Origin of the sequence: Enterobacter sp. 18A13, assembly GCF_007035975.1 — a bacterium.
Taxonomy (GTDB): domain Bacteria; phylum Pseudomonadota; class Gammaproteobacteria; order Enterobacterales; family Enterobacteriaceae; genus Enterobacter; species Enterobacter vonholyi.
In genome coordinates this window covers 793508-809122 of sequence record NZ_AP019634.1, presented here as the reverse complement: position 1 = coordinate 809122, position 15615 = coordinate 793508, and the positions used below count along the sequence as shown (strand labels likewise).

13 protein-coding genes are annotated in these 15615 nt (G+C 55.8%); 7 read left to right on the top strand and 6 right to left on the bottom strand.

Annotated features, from left to right (window positions below):
• Positions 1 to 61 precede the first annotated feature (61 nt).
• A complete protein-coding gene (locus tag FOY93_RS03840) occupies positions 62 to 832 on the bottom strand; it encodes an ABC transporter permease (protein WP_023334536.1) in 771 nt (256 codons plus the stop codon).
• The gene (locus tag FOY93_RS03835) at positions 829 to 1755 is read right to left on the bottom strand and encodes an ABC transporter ATP-binding protein (RefSeq protein WP_008501946.1); all 927 of its coding nucleotides are present in this window, start codon (positions 1753 to 1755) and stop codon (positions 829 to 831) included. Before FOY93_RS03835 ends, FOY93_RS03840 begins: the two co-directional genes overlap by 4 nt.
• A 107-nt stretch (positions 1756 to 1862) precedes the next feature.
• On the opposite strand from FOY93_RS03835, the gene can reads away from it, so the two are divergent.
• Complete coding sequence (gene can / locus FOY93_RS03830; protein WP_008501947.1) at positions 1863 to 2525, top strand: carbonate dehydratase; 663 nt, start codon at positions 1863 to 1865, stop codon at positions 2523 to 2525.
• Positions 2526 to 2586: 61 nt separating this feature from the next.
• Here the strand turns inward: can and hpt are convergent, their stop codons facing one another.
• The gene (gene hpt, locus FOY93_RS03825) at positions 2587 to 3123 is read right to left on the bottom strand and encodes a hypoxanthine phosphoribosyltransferase (RefSeq protein ID WP_008501948.1); all 537 of its coding nucleotides are present in this window, start codon (positions 3121 to 3123) and stop codon (positions 2587 to 2589) included.
• Positions 3124 to 3331: 208 nt separating this feature from the next.
• Between hpt and FOY93_RS03820 the strand changes: the two genes are divergently transcribed.
• The gene (locus FOY93_RS03820; RefSeq protein WP_133293794.1) at positions 3332 to 5722 is read left to right on the top strand and encodes a glucose/quinate/shikimate family membrane-bound PQQ-dependent dehydrogenase; all 2391 of its coding nucleotides are present in this window, start codon (positions 3332 to 3334) and stop codon (positions 5720 to 5722) included.
• An 86-nt stretch (positions 5723 to 5808) separates the two neighbouring features.
• Here FOY93_RS03820 and cueO read toward each other — a convergent pair whose 3' ends face one another.
• Positions 5809 to 7377 (bottom strand): multicopper oxidase CueO, encoded by a 1569-nt coding sequence (gene cueO / locus FOY93_RS03815; protein WP_136195605.1) that lies wholly within the window; start codon positions 7375 to 7377, stop codon positions 5809 to 5811.
• Between the two features lie 145 nt (positions 7378 to 7522).
• Between cueO and FOY93_RS03810 the strand changes: the two genes are divergently transcribed.
• The 3 genes from FOY93_RS03810 to speD all read left to right on the top strand — a co-directional run bounded on the left by FOY93_RS03810 (position 7523) and on the right by speD (position 9649).
• The gene (locus tag FOY93_RS03810; RefSeq protein WP_014882582.1) at positions 7523 to 7870 is read left to right on the top strand and encodes a YacC family pilotin-like protein; all 348 of its coding nucleotides are present in this window, start codon (positions 7523 to 7525) and stop codon (positions 7868 to 7870) included.
• A gap of 114 nt (positions 7871 to 7984) precedes the next feature.
• Positions 7985 to 8854, top strand: a complete 870-nt coding sequence (speE, locus tag FOY93_RS03805; protein ID WP_039265690.1) for a polyamine aminopropyltransferase — start codon at positions 7985 to 7987, stop codon at positions 8852 to 8854.
• Positions 8855 to 9649: an adenosylmethionine decarboxylase gene (gene speD / locus FOY93_RS03800; protein WP_008501953.1), complete on the top strand. Its 795-nt coding sequence runs from the start codon at positions 8855 to 8857 to the stop codon at positions 9647 to 9649.
• Between the two features lie 31 nt (positions 9650 to 9680).
• Here the strand turns inward: speD and yacL are convergent, their stop codons facing one another.
• Positions 9681 to 10043, bottom strand: coding sequence for a protein YacL (yacL, locus tag FOY93_RS03795; RefSeq protein WP_143344654.1), 363 nt, complete (start codon positions 10041 to 10043; stop codon positions 9681 to 9683).
• 190 nt (positions 10044 to 10233) lie between these two features.
• Positions 10234 to 12831 carry a bifunctional aconitate hydratase 2/2-methylisocitrate dehydratase gene (gene acnB / locus FOY93_RS03790; protein ID WP_032645211.1) on the bottom strand — a complete coding sequence of 866 codons (2598 nt, stop codon included), beginning with the start codon at positions 12829 to 12831 and terminating at the stop codon, positions 10234 to 10236.
• A gap of 397 nt (positions 12832 to 13228) precedes the next feature.
• On the opposite strand from acnB, the gene FOY93_RS03785 reads away from it, so the two are divergent.
• Together FOY93_RS03785 and FOY93_RS03780 are read left to right on the top strand one after the other, a co-directional pair.
• Positions 13229 to 14788 (top strand): DUF3300 domain-containing protein, encoded by a 1560-nt coding sequence (locus FOY93_RS03785; protein WP_143344653.1) that lies wholly within the window; start codon positions 13229 to 13231, stop codon positions 14786 to 14788.
• Positions 14789 to 14798: 10 nt separating this feature from the next.
• Positions 14799 to 15590 carry a DUF2950 family protein gene (locus FOY93_RS03780; RefSeq protein WP_045401139.1) on the top strand — a complete coding sequence of 264 codons (792 nt, stop codon included), beginning with the start codon at positions 14799 to 14801 and terminating at the stop codon, positions 15588 to 15590.
• Positions 15591 to 15615 lie beyond the last annotated feature (25 nt).

Sequence of the window (15615 nt, the reverse complement as noted above, 5' to 3'; positions counted from 1 at the left end):
AGCTTTCGGTGATAACTGTCAAAGAAAGTGCCCGGCAAACTAAACGTCGCCGGGCAAAAGATTAGCTGCGCAGACCGCGTCCGCGCTGGATCAGATACCAGCAGAGCAGGTAGAAGGCGATGATGAACACCACCAGCACCGCTACCGTGGTAAACAGCGGCACATCGGTAATGCCGAGGAAGCCAAAGCGAAAACCGCTGATCATGTAGACAATCGGGTTCAGGTGCGACAGCGCCTGCCAGAACGGTGGCAGCAGCGTCAGGGAGTAGAACACCCCGCCGAGATAGGTCAGCGGCGTCAGCACGAAGGTCGGGATCAGGCTGATATCGTCAAACGTCTTAGCGAACACAGCGTTCAGTAGTCCGGCCAGCGAGAAGAGGATTGCTGTCAGGAGCAGCGTCAGCGCGACGAACAGCCACGAGTGGACCTGGAACGGCACGAAGAACAGCGAAATCGCCGTGACCAGGATCCCCACGCACAGCCCGCGCGCTACGCCGCCGCCAACATAGCCCGCGATAATGACGTGCGTCGGCACAGGCGCAACCAGCAGCTCTTCAATATTGCGCTGGAACTTAGCACTGAAGAATGACGACGCCACGTTGGCGTAGGCGTTAGTAATCACCGCCATCATTATCAGACCCGGCACGATAAACTGCATATAGGTAAAGCCGTGCATTTCACCAATCCGGGAACCAATCAGGTTACCGAAGATGATGAAATAGAGCGTCATCGTGATGACCGGTGGCACCAGGGTTTGCACCCAGATACGCATAAAGCGGTTAATCTCTTTCGCCCAGATGCTTTTCAGCGCGACCCAGTAAAGATGCGTCATGCCTTGTCTCCTTGTTTGTCCTGTACCAGAGAGACAAACAGCTCTTCCAGTCGGTTCGCTTTGTTACGCATACTTAAGACCTGAATCCCCTGCGCGCTCAGCTGCGAGAACACACTGTTAATCCCCTGCTCGCGCAGCACTTCCACCTCCAGCGTCGAGGTATCGACGAGGCGATACTGATACCCTTCAAGCTTCGGCAGCGGGCTTTTAGCCGCCAGATCGAGGATGAAGGTTTCTGATTTCAGCTTGGAGAGCAGATTCTTCATCGAGGTGTTCTCCACCAGCTCACCGTGCTGGATGATGCCGATGTTGCGGCAGAGCATTTCCGCCTCTTCAAGGTAGTGGGTGGTCAGAATAATGGTTGTGCCTTTGTCGTTGAGGTCTTTCAGGAAGCCCCACATGGAGCGGCGCAGTTCAATATCGACACCCGCCGTCGGCTCATCAAGAATCAGCAGTTTTGGCTCGTGCATCAGCGCGCGGGCAATCATCAGGCGGCGCTTCATCCCGCCGGATAGCATCCGGGCGCGTTCGTTACGCTTTTCCCACAGGTCGAGCTGCTTGAGGTATTTTTCGCTCCGTTCAAGGGCTTCTTTACGCTCGACGCCGTAATAGCCAGCCTGGTTAACGACGATCTGCTGCACCGTCTCGAACGGGTTGAAGTTGAACTCCTGCGGCACCAGACCCAGCTGACGCTTGGCGTTCACCACATCTTTTTGCAGGTCATAACCAAAGACGCTCACCCGGCCGGACGTTTTATTGACCAGCGAGCTGATAATCCCAATGGTGGTCGATTTCCCCGCGCCGTTCGGCCCCAGAAGCGCGTAAAAATCACCGGCCTCTACTTTTAGATCTATTCCGCGCAGCGCCTGGACGCCGCCCGGATAGGTTTTTTTAAGCTGCTCAAGCTCCAGTGCAATTGCCATGAAATTAACTTACCTTTAGTTCTGACACACGTTGTGTGGTTTCATTAAAAGTCGGGTTACCCTATAGTAGCGCAACGCAATTACTCGGTTACAGGTCGCTAACCTCCATGAACAACATAGATACACTCATCAGCAACAATGCACTATGGTCAAAAATGCTGGTGGAGGAAGACCCCGGATTTTTTGGAAAACTCGCGCAGGCGCAAAACCCACGCTTTCTCTGGATTGGATGCTCCGACAGCCGCGTACCGGCGGAGCGCCTGACCGGCCTTGAGCCCGGCGAACTGTTCGTTCACCGCAACGTTGCCAATCTGGTGATTCACACCGATCTCAACTGTCTTTCTGTTGTTCAGTATGCCGTTGACGTTCTGCAAGTCGAGCACATCATCATTTGCGGCCATTACGGCTGCGGCGGCGTGCAGGCGGCGGTTGAAAACACGGAGCTGGGGCTCATTGATAACTGGCTACTGCACATCCGCGATATCTGGTTCAAACATAGCTCACTGCTGGGTGAAATGCCGCAGGAGCGTCGCATGGATACCCTTTGCGAACTCAACGTGATGGAGCAGGTGTATAACCTGGGCCACTCAACGATCATGCAATCAGCCTGGAAACGCGGGCAGAAGGTCTCTATACACGGCTGGGCGTACGGAATTCACGACGGTCTGCTGCGCAATCTGGAAGTGACCGCCACCAACCGCGAAACGCTGGAGCAGCGTTACCGTTCGGGGATTGCCAACCTTCAGCTTAAGCATGTGAATCATAAATAAAGCCGGGGATGTTCTCCCTCTCCCTGCGGGAGAGGGCCGGGGTGAGGGCATCAGCCCGCAATTACTCGTCCAGCAATACCACTTTCCCAACATACGGCAGATGGCGATAACGCTGCGCGTAGTCAATGCCGTAACCGACGACGAATTCGTCAGGAATTGAGAAACCCACGAACTCTACCGGCACCTGAACTTCACGGCGGTCAGGCTTATCCAGCAGAGTGCAAATCGCCAGAGATTTTGGCTCACGCAGGCTCAGGATCTCGCGCACTTTTGACAGCGTGTTGCCGGAGTCGATGATATCCTCAACGATCAGCACATCTTTGCCACGAATATCTTCATCCAGGTCTTTCAGGATTTTCACATCACGGGTCGTGGACATGCCGCTGCCGTAGCTGGAGGCGGTCATAAAATCGACTTCGTGGGGCACATGCACTTCACGGCAAAGGTCTGCCATGAACATGAAAGAGCCACGCAACAGACCGACCAGCACCATTTCGCTGCCGCTGTCCTTGTAATGTTCGGTGATTTGACGACCCAGTTCGGCGATACGCGCTTTGATCTCGGCTTCCGGGATCATCACTTCAACAGTATGTTTCATATTACTAACCAAATGATTTTAATGAAAATCTCTCAATACGGATGAGTTAATATCCAGCACTGATACACAAGCCATTCATTATATCAGCAAATGGATAAGCCTGGCGTATGAGTTATAAAAAGCAAATATTGTGATTCCGATCACACTTGTTAATACCTATAATTAGTTGCTAGCAAATTATTAACAAAAACTGACGAGTACACTTTCTATGGCTGAAACAAACTCTAAACAGCCGCGTCTACTGGTGACATTAACAGCAGCGTTCGCAGCCTTCTGCGCGCTGTATCTGTTAATCGGTGGCGTCTGGCTGGTCGCTTTAGGCGGCTCCTGGTACTACCCGATTGCGGGCCTGGTGATGGTTGCCGTAACCGTCCTGCTGTTGCGTAGAAACCAATCCGCACTGTGGCTGTATGCCGCACTCCTTCTTGCCACCATGATCTGGGGCGTCTGGGAAGTCGGCTTTGACTTCTGGGCGCTGACGCCGCGCAGTGACATCCTGGTCTTCTTCGGTATCTGGCTGATCCTGCCGTTCGTCTGGCGTCGCCTGATCGTGCCGTCCAGCGGTGCCGTTGCGGCGCTGGTGGTAGCGCTGCTGATCAGCGGGGGTATCCTGACCTGGGCCGGCTTTAACGACCCGCAGGAGATCAACGGTACGCTGAACGCAGAATCGACGCCTGCGGCAGCGATCTCACAGGTCGCTGACGGCGACTGGCCTGCCTATGGTCGTAACCAGGAAGGCCAGCGTTACTCTCCGCTGAAGCAGATCAACGCGGACAACGTTAAGAACCTGAAAGAAGCCTGGGTATTCCGTACCGGCGACCTGAAGATGCCGAACGATCCGGGTGAACTGACCAACGAAGTGACGCCAATTAAAGTCGGCGATATGCTTTATCTGTGTACGGCGCACCAGCGTCTGTTCGCGCTCGACGCGGCCACCGGTAAAGAGAAATGGCACTTCGATCCGCAGCTGAACTCCAACCCGTCCTTCCAGCACGTGACCTGCCGTGGCGTCTCTTATCACGAAGCGCGCGCCGATAACGCGAGCCCGGAAGTGGTTGCCGACTGTCCGCGCCGCATCATGCTGCCGGTCAACGATGGTCGTCTGTTCGCCATCAATGCCGAAACGGGCAAGCTGTGTGAAACCTTTGCCAACAAAGGTATCCTGAATCTGCAGACCAATATGCCGGACACCACGCCGGGTCTGTACGAGCCAACCTCGCCGCCAATCATCACCGATAAAACCATCGTGATTGCCGGTTCGGTAACGGATAACTTCTCCACGCGTGAAACCTCCGGCGTTATCCGTGGTTTCGACGTGAATACCGGTAAACTGCTGTGGGCCTTCGACCCGGGCGCGAAAGATCCGAATGCGATCCCGTCGGACGAGCACACCTTTACCTTTAACTCGCCAAACTCCTGGGCACCTGCAGCGTATGACGCGAAGCTGGATCTGGTCTACCTGCCGATGGGCGTTACTACGCCAGATATCTGGGGCGGTAACCGCACGCCGGAGCAGGAACGTTATGCCAGCGCTATCGTGGCATTGAACGCGACCACCGGTAAGCTGGCCTGGAGCTATCAGACCGTTCACCACGATCTGTGGGATATGGATATGCCGTCCCAGCCGACGCTGGCGGACATTACCGTTAACGGCAAAACCGTACCGGTGATTTACGCTCCGGCGAAAACCGGCAACATCTTCGTACTGGATCGCAGCAACGGCAAGCTGGTTGTGCCGGCACCGGAAAAACCGGTTCCGCAGGGTGCGGCGAAAGGTGATTACGTCAGCAAAACCCAGCCGTTCTCCGATCTGAGCTTCCGTCCGAAGAAAGACCTCAGCGGGGCAGACATGTGGGGCGCCACGATGTTTGACCAGCTGGTGTGCCGCGTGATGTTCCATCAGCTGCGCTATGAAGGCATCTTCACGCCGCCTTCTGAGCAGGGCACGCTGGTCTTCCCGGGTAACCTGGGGATGTTCGAGTGGGGTGGGATCTCCGTTGACCCTAACCGTCAGGTCGCGATTGCCAACCCAATGGCGCTGCCGTTCGTTTCCCGTCTGATCCCACGCGGTCCGGGCAACCCAATGGAGCAGCCGAAAGACGCGAAAGGCAGCGGTACCGAAGCCGGTATTCAGCCGCAGTATGGCGTACCGTTCGGCGTGACGCTGAACCCGTTCCTGTCGCCGTTCGGTCTGCCGTGTAAACAGCCTGCCTGGGGTTACATCTCCGGTCTGGATCTGAAAACTAACCAGATCGTATGGAAAAAACGTATTGGTACCCCACAGGACAGCATGCCGTTCCCAATGCCGGTTCCGGTGCCGTTCAATATGGGTATGCCAATGCTGGGTGGCCCAATCTCCACCGCCGGTAACGTGCTGTTCATCGCGGCAACCGCAGATAACTACCTGCGCGCGTACAACATGACCAACGGTGAAAAACTGTGGCAAGGCCGTCTGCCAGCGGGTGGACAAGCCACGCCGATGACCTATGAAGTGAATGGCAAGCAGTACGTTGTCATCTCTGCGGGCGGTCACGGTTCGTTTGGCACGAAGATGGGCGACTATATTGTCGCGTATGCACTGCCTGACGAAAACAAATAACTGAAAAGCCCGGTGGCGCTTACGCTTACCGGGCCTATGGATACGCTATGTAGGCCGGGTAAGGCGAAGCCGCCACCCGGCTTTTTTTATACGGTAAAGCCCAGCATCATCCCCGTATCTTCATGCTCCAGCAGATGGCAGTGCGCCATGTAGGCAAACTCCTTCGGCGCATCGTGGTCAAACTTCACCAGCACCTCGCTGACGCCGCCTTCCACCTTCACCGTATCCTTCCAGCCCGCGCGATGCGCGTCCGGGGCTTTGCCGTTCTCAGAGAGAATGCGGAACTGCGTGCCGTGGATGTGGAACGGGTGCAGCATCATGTCCCCTTCACCTGAAATCACCCAGCGCTCAAGCTGCCCTTTTGTCGCAGCAAACATCGGCGTGTTCATGTCGAACGCTTTGCCGTTGATCATGTTGGCGTTGTGGAAATCAAAGCCATGGTCGCCGTGATTCATGTTCCCCATGCCGCCCATTTTTCCATGGTCCATATTCATATGGCCCATCATCTGCCCGTGATGCATTCCCGCCATCGCCTTATCGCCATATTTCGCCATCAGCGCCTGCATCCCCATCATATCGAGCATCGGGTTCATAGAGAGCTGCAGCTTGCGTTGAGTCAGCCCATCAAGCGACGGAAGTGCCGGCATAGTGGTTAACGTATCAGGGAGCGTGCCGGAAGCGGTCACCAGTAAAGGCTGGATACGCAGCACCGGATGCGGCTTGTCAAACGGCGCGACCGCCATCCCCATCTGGCTAACCGGCAGCGTCACGAGGTCAAACGCCTTGCCGTCGCTGATGTCCACCAGCACCTCAAAGCGTTCGCCCATCAGCATCGGCAGTTCGTTGACCCTCACCGGCTCAGGCAGCAGCCCGCCGTCGCTGGCGACCACGTACAGCGGACGCTTATCGCTGGTAGCAAAATTGAGGGAACGCGCGTTACAGCCGTTAAGCAGACGCAGGCGCAGCCAGCCCTTCGGTGCGGCGTGCTGAGGATAAATGGCGCCGTTGGTCAGCAGCGTGTCGCCAAACCAGCCTACCGCCGCGCTCATCACATCCAGCTGGTAGTCAATTTGCCCGTCAGCGGTGAATTTCTTGTCCTGCACAATCACCGGCACATCGTCGATGCCCCACTGCTTCGGCAGGCGCAGCAGGCGGCTTTCGTCGTCTTCAATCAGCACCAGCCCCGCCAGCCCCATCGCCACCTGATGGCCCGTTTTACCATGCTGATGCGGATGGAACCAGCAGGTCGCCGCGCGCTGGTCGGGCGTAAAGGTGACGCTGCGCGAGCCGCCCGCTTTGATGATGCCCTGCGGCCCGCCGTCTACCTCTCCCGGCACTTCCAGCCCGTGCCAGTGCAGCGTCGTCTCTTCGGCGAGCGTGTTGTGGATATCCACCGTCACCGCTTTCCCTTTACGCAGCTGAAGCGCCGGACCGAGCAGATTGCCGTTATAGCCCCACGTCGTGGCGTTGTGCGCACCGAATGTTGTTTTGCCTGCCTGAACCACAAGCTGGATACGGCTGCGGGCGTCAGCGGTCACCAGGTCAGGGATGGGTAAGGCAGGCCTGTCAGCCGCGAAAACCGCGCGGCTCCAGAGGGGTAATGCGCTGGCAGCCCCCAGCACAGCGGAATATTTTAAAAAATCACGACGTTGCATGTTCATTTCCTTATTTCCAGCAGGCGATCTTTTGAGCATAAACCCTCCCCTTACCGGAAGGTCAAGTAAAGCGGCAATAATAAAGATCGTCGCACTGGCATCAAGTATGCTAACGTTAATTTTCCGTGAAGAAGTGGTAGAAGCAATGAAGACGTTTTTCAGGACAATTTTGTTCGGTAGCCTGATGGCAATGTGTGCGAACAGCTATGCGCTAAGTGAAAATGAAGCGGAAGATATGGCCGATTTAACGGCGGTTTTTGTATTCCTGAAAAATGATTGTGGCTACCAGAATTTACCCAACGGGCAGATTCGCCGCGCGCTGGTCTTTTTTGCCCAGCAGAACCAGTGGGATCTCAGCAACTACGACAGCTTCGACATGAAGGCGCTCGGCGAAGACAGCTACCGTGACTTAAGCGGTATTGGCATTCCCACTGCTAAAAAATGCAAAGCGCTGGCTCGCGACTCACTCAGCCTGCTCGCCTACGTTAAATAACCTTCCCGACGCCTCCTGTTGAACCTCTGGCCGTGCAACCACGGTTAGAGTTAGCTATCATGTTTCGCTCATTTTTTGCGAGCGTAACGGATGTTTACACAGGAGGAGTTCGCTATGGCCGACCACACGTTGTGGCATGAAACATTGCATGACCAGTTTGGTCAGTACTTTGCCGTTGATAACGTGCTCTATCATGAGAAAACCGATCACCAGGATCTGATCATCTTCGAGAATGCTGCCTTTGGCCGCGTGATGGCGCTGGACGGCGTTGTGCAAACCACCGAGCGCGACGAGTTTATTTATCATGAAATGATGACCCACGTCCCGCTCCTGGCGCACGGTCACGCGAAGCATGTTCTGATTATTGGCGGCGGCGACGGCGCAATGCTGCGTGAAGTGTCCCGCCATCGTTCCATTGAAACCATCACCATGGTGGAAATCGATGCGGGCGTCGTCTCTTTCTGCCGCCAGTACCTGCCCAACCACAATGCCGGCAGCTATGACGATCCGCGCTTTAGCCTGGTGATTGACGACGGCGTTAACTTTGTTAACCAGACCTCGCAGACCTTTGACGTGATTATCTCCGACTGCACCGACCCTATTGGCCCAGGCGCGTCGCTGTTCACTTCCTCGTTCTACGAAGGCTGCAAGCGCTGCCTGAACCCGGGCGGGATCTTCGTCGCACAAAATGGCGTCTGCTTCCTTCAGCAGGATGAAGCGCTGGACAGCCATCGCAAGCTCAGCACCTATTTCGAGGATGTCAGCTTCTATCAGGCGGCCATTCCGACGTACTACGGCGGGATCATGACCTTTGCCTGGGCAACGGATAACGACGTATTACGCCATCTCTCCACCGAAATTATTCAGGCCCGCTTCCATCAGGCAGGTCTTCAGTGCCGATACTACAATCCGGCTATTCATACCGCAGCGTTTGCTCTGCCGCAGTACCTGCAAGACGCATTATCCACTAAGGGGGTGAGCTAATTGAAAAAGCTTAAACTGCATGGCTTTAACAATCTGACCAAAAGCCTGAGTTTTTGTATTTACGATATCTGCTATGCCAAAACAGCGGAAGAACGCGATGGTTACATCGCCTATATCGACGAACTCTACAACGCCAACCGTCTGACCGAGATCCTGTCAGAAACCTGTTCCATTATCGGCGCAAATATCCTGAATATCGCCCGACAGGATTATGAACCCCAGGGCGCGAGCGTGACCATTCTGGTCAGCGAAGAGCCGGTTGACCCGAAGCTTATCGACAAAACGGAACATCCGGGCCCGCTGCCGGAAGTGGTTGTTGCCCACCTGGATAAAAGCCATATCTGCGTCCATACCTACCCGGAGAGCCATCCGGAAGGTGGGCTGTGTACGTTCCGCGCCGATATTGAAGTGTCGACCTGCGGCGTGATTTCCCCGCTGAACGCGCTGAACTATCTCATCCACCAGCTGGAATCGGATATCGTCACGATTGATTATCGCGTGCGCGGTTTTACTCGTGACGTCAACGGCATGAAGCACTTCATTGACCACGAGATCAACTCCATACAGAACTTTATGTCCGAGGACATGAAATCGCTGTACGACATGATGGACGTGAACGTGTATCAGGAAAACATCTTCCATACCAAGATGTTACTTAAGGAGTTCGACCTTAAGCACTATATGTTCCACACGAAGCCGGAAGATTTAAGCGAAGAAGAGCGTAAGGCTATTACTGACCTGCTCTGGAAAGAGATGCGCGAGATTTACTACGGCCGCAATATTCCGGCCGTGTAAGAACAAGCCGGAGCAGGGATGCTCCGGGCTGTTATTTCTGTTTCATGAAATCACGGTATGCGTTCACCACCCGAAGGAAGTCTTCTACGCCGCACATCGACAGGCTCTCTTCGTCATAGTAGCTCATCCCCTCTTCCATCTCGTCACCTGAAAACTCGAGCTGGTTGGCACGCACCATGACCTCTTCACCATCCATCCACAGCGTGTATTCGTGCCCGGCGCGCTGCCAGGATCGTTCACTGCCTTTTACCGTATTTGCCGCCTGTTCAACCTCATCAAGAAGTGCGAGGTTTTCTTTCACCTCTTCGTTAAACCAGTGTCCAACGGCTTCGTGGCCCATCGACATACGCACTTTCACCACTCCGGTGATGTCGCGCAGAAATTCGTAATCCATAGTGTTTTCCTCTGCAAAGCCATTAAGGTAATTATCGCAGCAGCGAGGAAGAAAAAAAGCGTGAGAGGTGGGAGGAATGAAAATAAAAAGGTGAGAGCAAGACCCTGCGGCCTGATGCCCTCACCCCGTCCCTCTCCCACAGGAGAGGGTGCAAACACTAAAAACCGTCTCGTGGAGACGGTTTTGCTGTTTATACTGCCGTCTGGAAGATAACCCCGTCAGCCTTCTCGGTGTACTGAGAGAGCTGGTCGAAGTTCAGGTAGCGATAGGTATCAACCGCAGTCTTATCCACCTGAGCCACGAAGGTCTGGTACTCTTCCGGCGTTGGCAGTTTGCCAATCAGCGCCGCAACCGCCGCCAGCTCAGCAGAAGCCAGGAAGACGTTCGCACCGGTACCTAAACGGTTCGGGAAGTTACGGGTCGAGGTGGAGACCACGGTCGCGCCGTCGGCTACGCGCGCCTGGTTACCCATACACAGGGAACAGCCAGGAATTTCGATACGTGCACCGCTCTTACCAAACACGCTGTAGTATCCCTCTTCGGTCAGCTGAGCCGCGTCCATACGGGTCGGCGGAGCCACCCACAGACGGGTTGGCAGCTGTCCTTTGTGGGTATCCAGCAGCTTACCGGCTGCGCGGAAGTGACCAATGTTGGTCATGCACGAACCGATGAACACTTCGTCGATCTTCTCGCCCTGAACTTCAGACAGCGGACGCGCGTCGTCCGGATCGTTCGGTGCACACAGGATTGGCTCTTTGATATCCGCCAGATCGATGTCGATCACCGCCGCGTACTCTGCGTCGGCATCGGCTTCCAGCAGTTGCGGATCGGCCAGCCATTTTTCCATGCCCTGGATACGACGCTCCAGCGTACGACGGTCGCCGTAGCCTTCTGCAATCATCCACTTCAGCAGCACGATGTTAGAGTTCAGGTACTCAATGATAGGCTCTTTGTTCAGCTTGATGGTACAGCCCGCGGCTGAACGCTCGGCGGAGGCATCGGTCAGCTCGAACGCCTGCTCTACTTTCAGATCCGGCAGACCTTCAATTTCCAGGATACGGCCAGAGAAGATGTTTTTCTTCCCTTTCTTCTCAACGGTCAGCAGACCCTGTTTAATCGCATACAGCGGGATCGCGTGAACCAGGTCGCGCAGGGTGATACCCGGCTGCATTTTACCTTTGAAGCGCACCAGCACCGATTCCGGCATATCCAGCGGCATTACGCCGGTCGCCGCAGCAAACGCCACCAGACCGGAACCCGCCGGGAAGGAGATACCGATTGGGAAACGAGTATGGGAGTCACCGCCGGTACCCACGGTATCCGGCAGCAGCATACGGTTCAGCCAGGAGTGGATTACGCCGTCACCCGGACGCAGGGAAACACCGCCGCGGTTCATGATGAAGTCTGGCAGCGTGTGGTGCGTGGTCACGTCAACCGGCTTCGGATACGCCGCAGTGTGGCAGAAGGACTGCATCACCAGATCGGAAGAGAAGCCCAGGCACGCCAGGTCTTTCAGTTCGTCGCGGGTCATTGGGCCAGTGGTGTCCTGAGAACCTACGGAGGTCATCTTCGGCTCGCAGTATGCGCCAGGACGAACGCCGGCGACGCCGCAGGCGCGACCGACCATTTTCTGTGCCAGAGAGTAACCGCGATTGCTTTCCGCCACGTCTTTCGCGTGACGGAATACATCACTGTGCGGCAGACCCAGCGCTTCACGCGCTTTGGTGGTCAGGCCACGGCCGATGATCAGCGGAATACGACCACCGGCACGCACTTCGTCGATCAGCACGTCGGTTTTCAGCTCAAAGCTTGCCAGCAGTTCGTTGGTTTCGTGGTTACGCACTTCACCTTTGTACGGGTAAACGTCAATCACGTCGCCCATGTTCAGGTTAGAGACGTCCACTTCGATCGGCAGTGCGCCCGCATCTTCCATGGTGTTGAAGAAGATTGGCGCAATTTTACCGCCGAGGCACAGACCGCCGCCGCGCTTGTTTGGCACGTGCGGAATATCGTCGCCCATGAACCACAGCACGGAGTTGGTCGCGGACTTACGGGAAGAACCGGTACCCACAACGTCACCCACGTAGGCCAGCGGGAACCCTTTTTTCTGCAGGGCTTCGATCTGTTTGATCGGGCCAACGCTGCCAGGCTGATCCGGCTCAATGCCTTCACGGGCGTTTTTCAGCATCGCCAGGGCGTGCAGAGGGATATCCGGGCGAGACCACGCGTCCGGTGCCGGAGAGAGGTCATCGGTGTTGGTTTCACCGGTCACTTTGAAGACGGTAACGGTGATTTTTTCAGCCAGCGCTGGACGGTTCAGGAACCATTCGGCATCAGCCCAGGACTGCATCACCTGTTTCGCATAGACGTTGCCCGCTTTGGCTTTTTCTTCCACATCGTAGAAGTTATCGAACATCAGCAGCGTAGACGAGAGCGCTTTAGCGGCAATCGGTGCCAGCTTGTCGTTATCCAGCGCGTCAATCAGCGGATGAATGTTGTAACCACCCTGCATGGTGCCGAGCAGTTCAATGGCTTTTTCAGGAGTAACCAGTGGGGAGGTGGCTTCGCCTTTGGCGATAGCAGCAAGGAATCCGGCTTTTACGTAGGCAGCTTCATCTACGCCAGGCGGTACGCGGTTGATCAACAGATCTAACAGGAATTCTTCTTCGCCCTTAGGCGGGTTCTTCAGCAGCTCGACGAGCGCGGCCATTTGGGTTGCATCTAAAGGTTTGGGTACAATTCCCTCGGCGGCACGTTCTGCTACGTGCTTACGGTATTCTTCTAGCACGACGGTTCTCCTCGCTCTCATTGTCATATGCGGCGGGCGTTCTCTTCACGCTCCTGTGAGACAGCAGTTTGTAGGGTAAATGCCCGATACCGCGTCGGGCAGCATAGCAGGATTTCTGCACAGTGTTAATCCGTTTACAAAAAAGCAACATTAAAAAATTTGCTGAATCGTTAAGCATGGTGTAGCGGGGATTTAGGCCATCATTTGCGGTTTCTTCTGCACCGTGACGCTTCAGGTTTTCCTTCATCAGATATAATTGTGTAATAAATACTCACACTCTTTATCCGGACGTACCGGACGCTTCCCAATAAAAGTCAAAACGGTAAAAGGCGGGTGAATAATACTCACGCCAACCGTAACGCCTCACGGCACAGCGCTTGTCTCGTTGGAGTCTTTTATGAAGTTGCCCTTTAAGCCACATCTGCTCGTCCTTCTGTGCAGTGCCGGGCTGTTTGCCGCCTCGGGCGTCATGTTTGTCAAAAGCCGCGCAACGGAACCCGCTGCGACAGCCCCCGTCGCACAACAGCCGGCTGCATCGGACGCGCCTGCCGCAGCGCAGCCCGCCCCTGCTGTCGCGCCAACCTACACAGCCGCACAAATCGATCAGTGGGTTGCCCCAATTGCGCTCTACCCTGACGCCCTGCTGTCGCAAATTTTGATGGCGTCGACCTATCCGGCCAACGTGATTCAGGCGGCGCAGTGGTCCAAAGACAACCCTAAAATGGAAGGAGACGCCGCGATTCAGGCCGTTGCCAGCCAGCCCTGGGATCCGAGCGTGAAATCGCTGGTCGCGTTTCCTCAGCTTATGTCCCTGATGGGTGAAAACCCGCCGTGGGTACAAAATCTGGGCGATGCGTTTCTCGCGCAGCCGAAAGACGTAATGGATTCCGTTCAGCGCCTGCGCGCGCTGGCACAGAAGACAGGCGCGTTACAATCCACGCCTCAGCAGACGGTCACCACCGTGACTAAACCGGCTCCGGCTAAAACCAGCACCACCGAGGCAACGACAACAACCACAACCACGTCTGCGCCAACGGTGATCAAAATTGAATCTGCCGATCCGCAGGTCGTTTACGTCCCCACCTATAACCCCAATACGGTTTACGGGACCTGGCCCAACACCGCGTATCCTCCCACCTATCTCCCGCCCACGCCCGGAGAGCAGTTTGGCAACAGCTTCGTTAACGGCTTAGGTTTCAGCCTGGGCGTTGCCACAACCTATGCCATCTTCAGCAACATCGACTGGGACGACGACGATGACTGGGACCACCATCATGACGGTGACTGGGATAATCACGGAGGCTATAACCGCAACGGTGATAACAACATCAATATCAACGTTGAGAACTTCAATAAAATCAGCGGACAGCGTCTGACGGACGCCAACCGCACCTGGCAGCACAACCCGGCCTATCGGGAAGGCGTGCCCTATCCGACTAACCAGCTCGACAGTCTCTTCCACTCCACCAGCACGGCAACAGGGCTCAGTTCAACGCAGCAAAAACCGGTTAAACGGGACAGCCAGCGTCAGGCCGCGCTGAGCCAGATGGAGAAATCCACGGGTAAAACCTTCCCCCAAACGGCGCGCACCGGCACGAAAGATGTTCAGCGTCAGGCCTCAAGTGAACAGCTGAAGCAGATTTCCCAGCGCAATAACTACCGTGGCTACGACACCAAACCGCAGACGACGAGGCGGAGCACCACGCAGCAGCGAGAAAATCGCCAGACCACCGCGCAGAGGCAAGAGAAACGGGTATCGCAGCCCGCGCAGCAACGCACTCTGCAGCAGCGAAACAGCCAGCCCCGGGCCAATGCGCTGAGCGGCAACGACAGCCGCTCCGCGAACTGGCAGGCGCAGCAGCAGCGCGGTGCGCAAAGCAGACAGTTCGCTGCGCGCCAGCAGCAGCGTCAGGCGTCTGGTGGACGCGCTGAACGCCGTGAAATTCGACATCGCTAAGGGAACCGACATGAAAAGTAAACTACTCAGCGGAATGGTGTTGTTCATGCTTTCGGCCCCGGTGATGGCGCAGCAGTCCTTCAGCACGCCCGATCGGGCGACCGATGCGCTGGCCAACGCCATCAGTGAGCAAAATGAGAGCGCGATGAGCAATCTGCTTGGAGAGAACTGGCGCGATTTTCTGCCCCCTGAAGGCGTTGATCCTGATGCCGTCGATCGCTTCCTGCGCGACTGGAAAGTCCGTCATAAGACCGTTATCGAAGGGGATACGGCGCATCTGGTTGTCGGAGACAGCGGCTGGCAGCTTCCCATCCCGGTGATCAAAACCACTGCAGGCTGGCAGTTCGATATCAAAGAAGGGGCTGAAGAAATCCTGACCCGCGAAATTGGGCGTAACGAGCTCGCCGCCATTGAAGCCTTACATGCCTATGTTGATGCGCAGCAAAGCTACTTTGCGATGAACCAGAAATACGCGCAGAAGATTGTCAGCTCGAAGGGGAAAAAAGACGGTTTGTACTGGCCCGCCTCCCCCGGCGAAGCGCCCAGTCCGCTCGGACCGGCATTTAGCCCAAAAGAGCCGGGTACCGGCTATCACGGCTATCGCTTCCGCATCCTGCCGGATAATAACGGTTTCGCGATGGTGGCCTGGCCGGTCAGCTACGGCCAGACGGGCGTCATGAGCTTTTTGATAAACCAGGACGACAAGGTGTACCAGTCCGATCTCGGCAGCGATTCAGAGCAGAAAGCCCGTGCGCTAGCCGCCTATAGCCCTGATAAAACCTGGCAGCCTGTAGCACCCTGAACACAGCGCATAAAAAAAGCGGCCA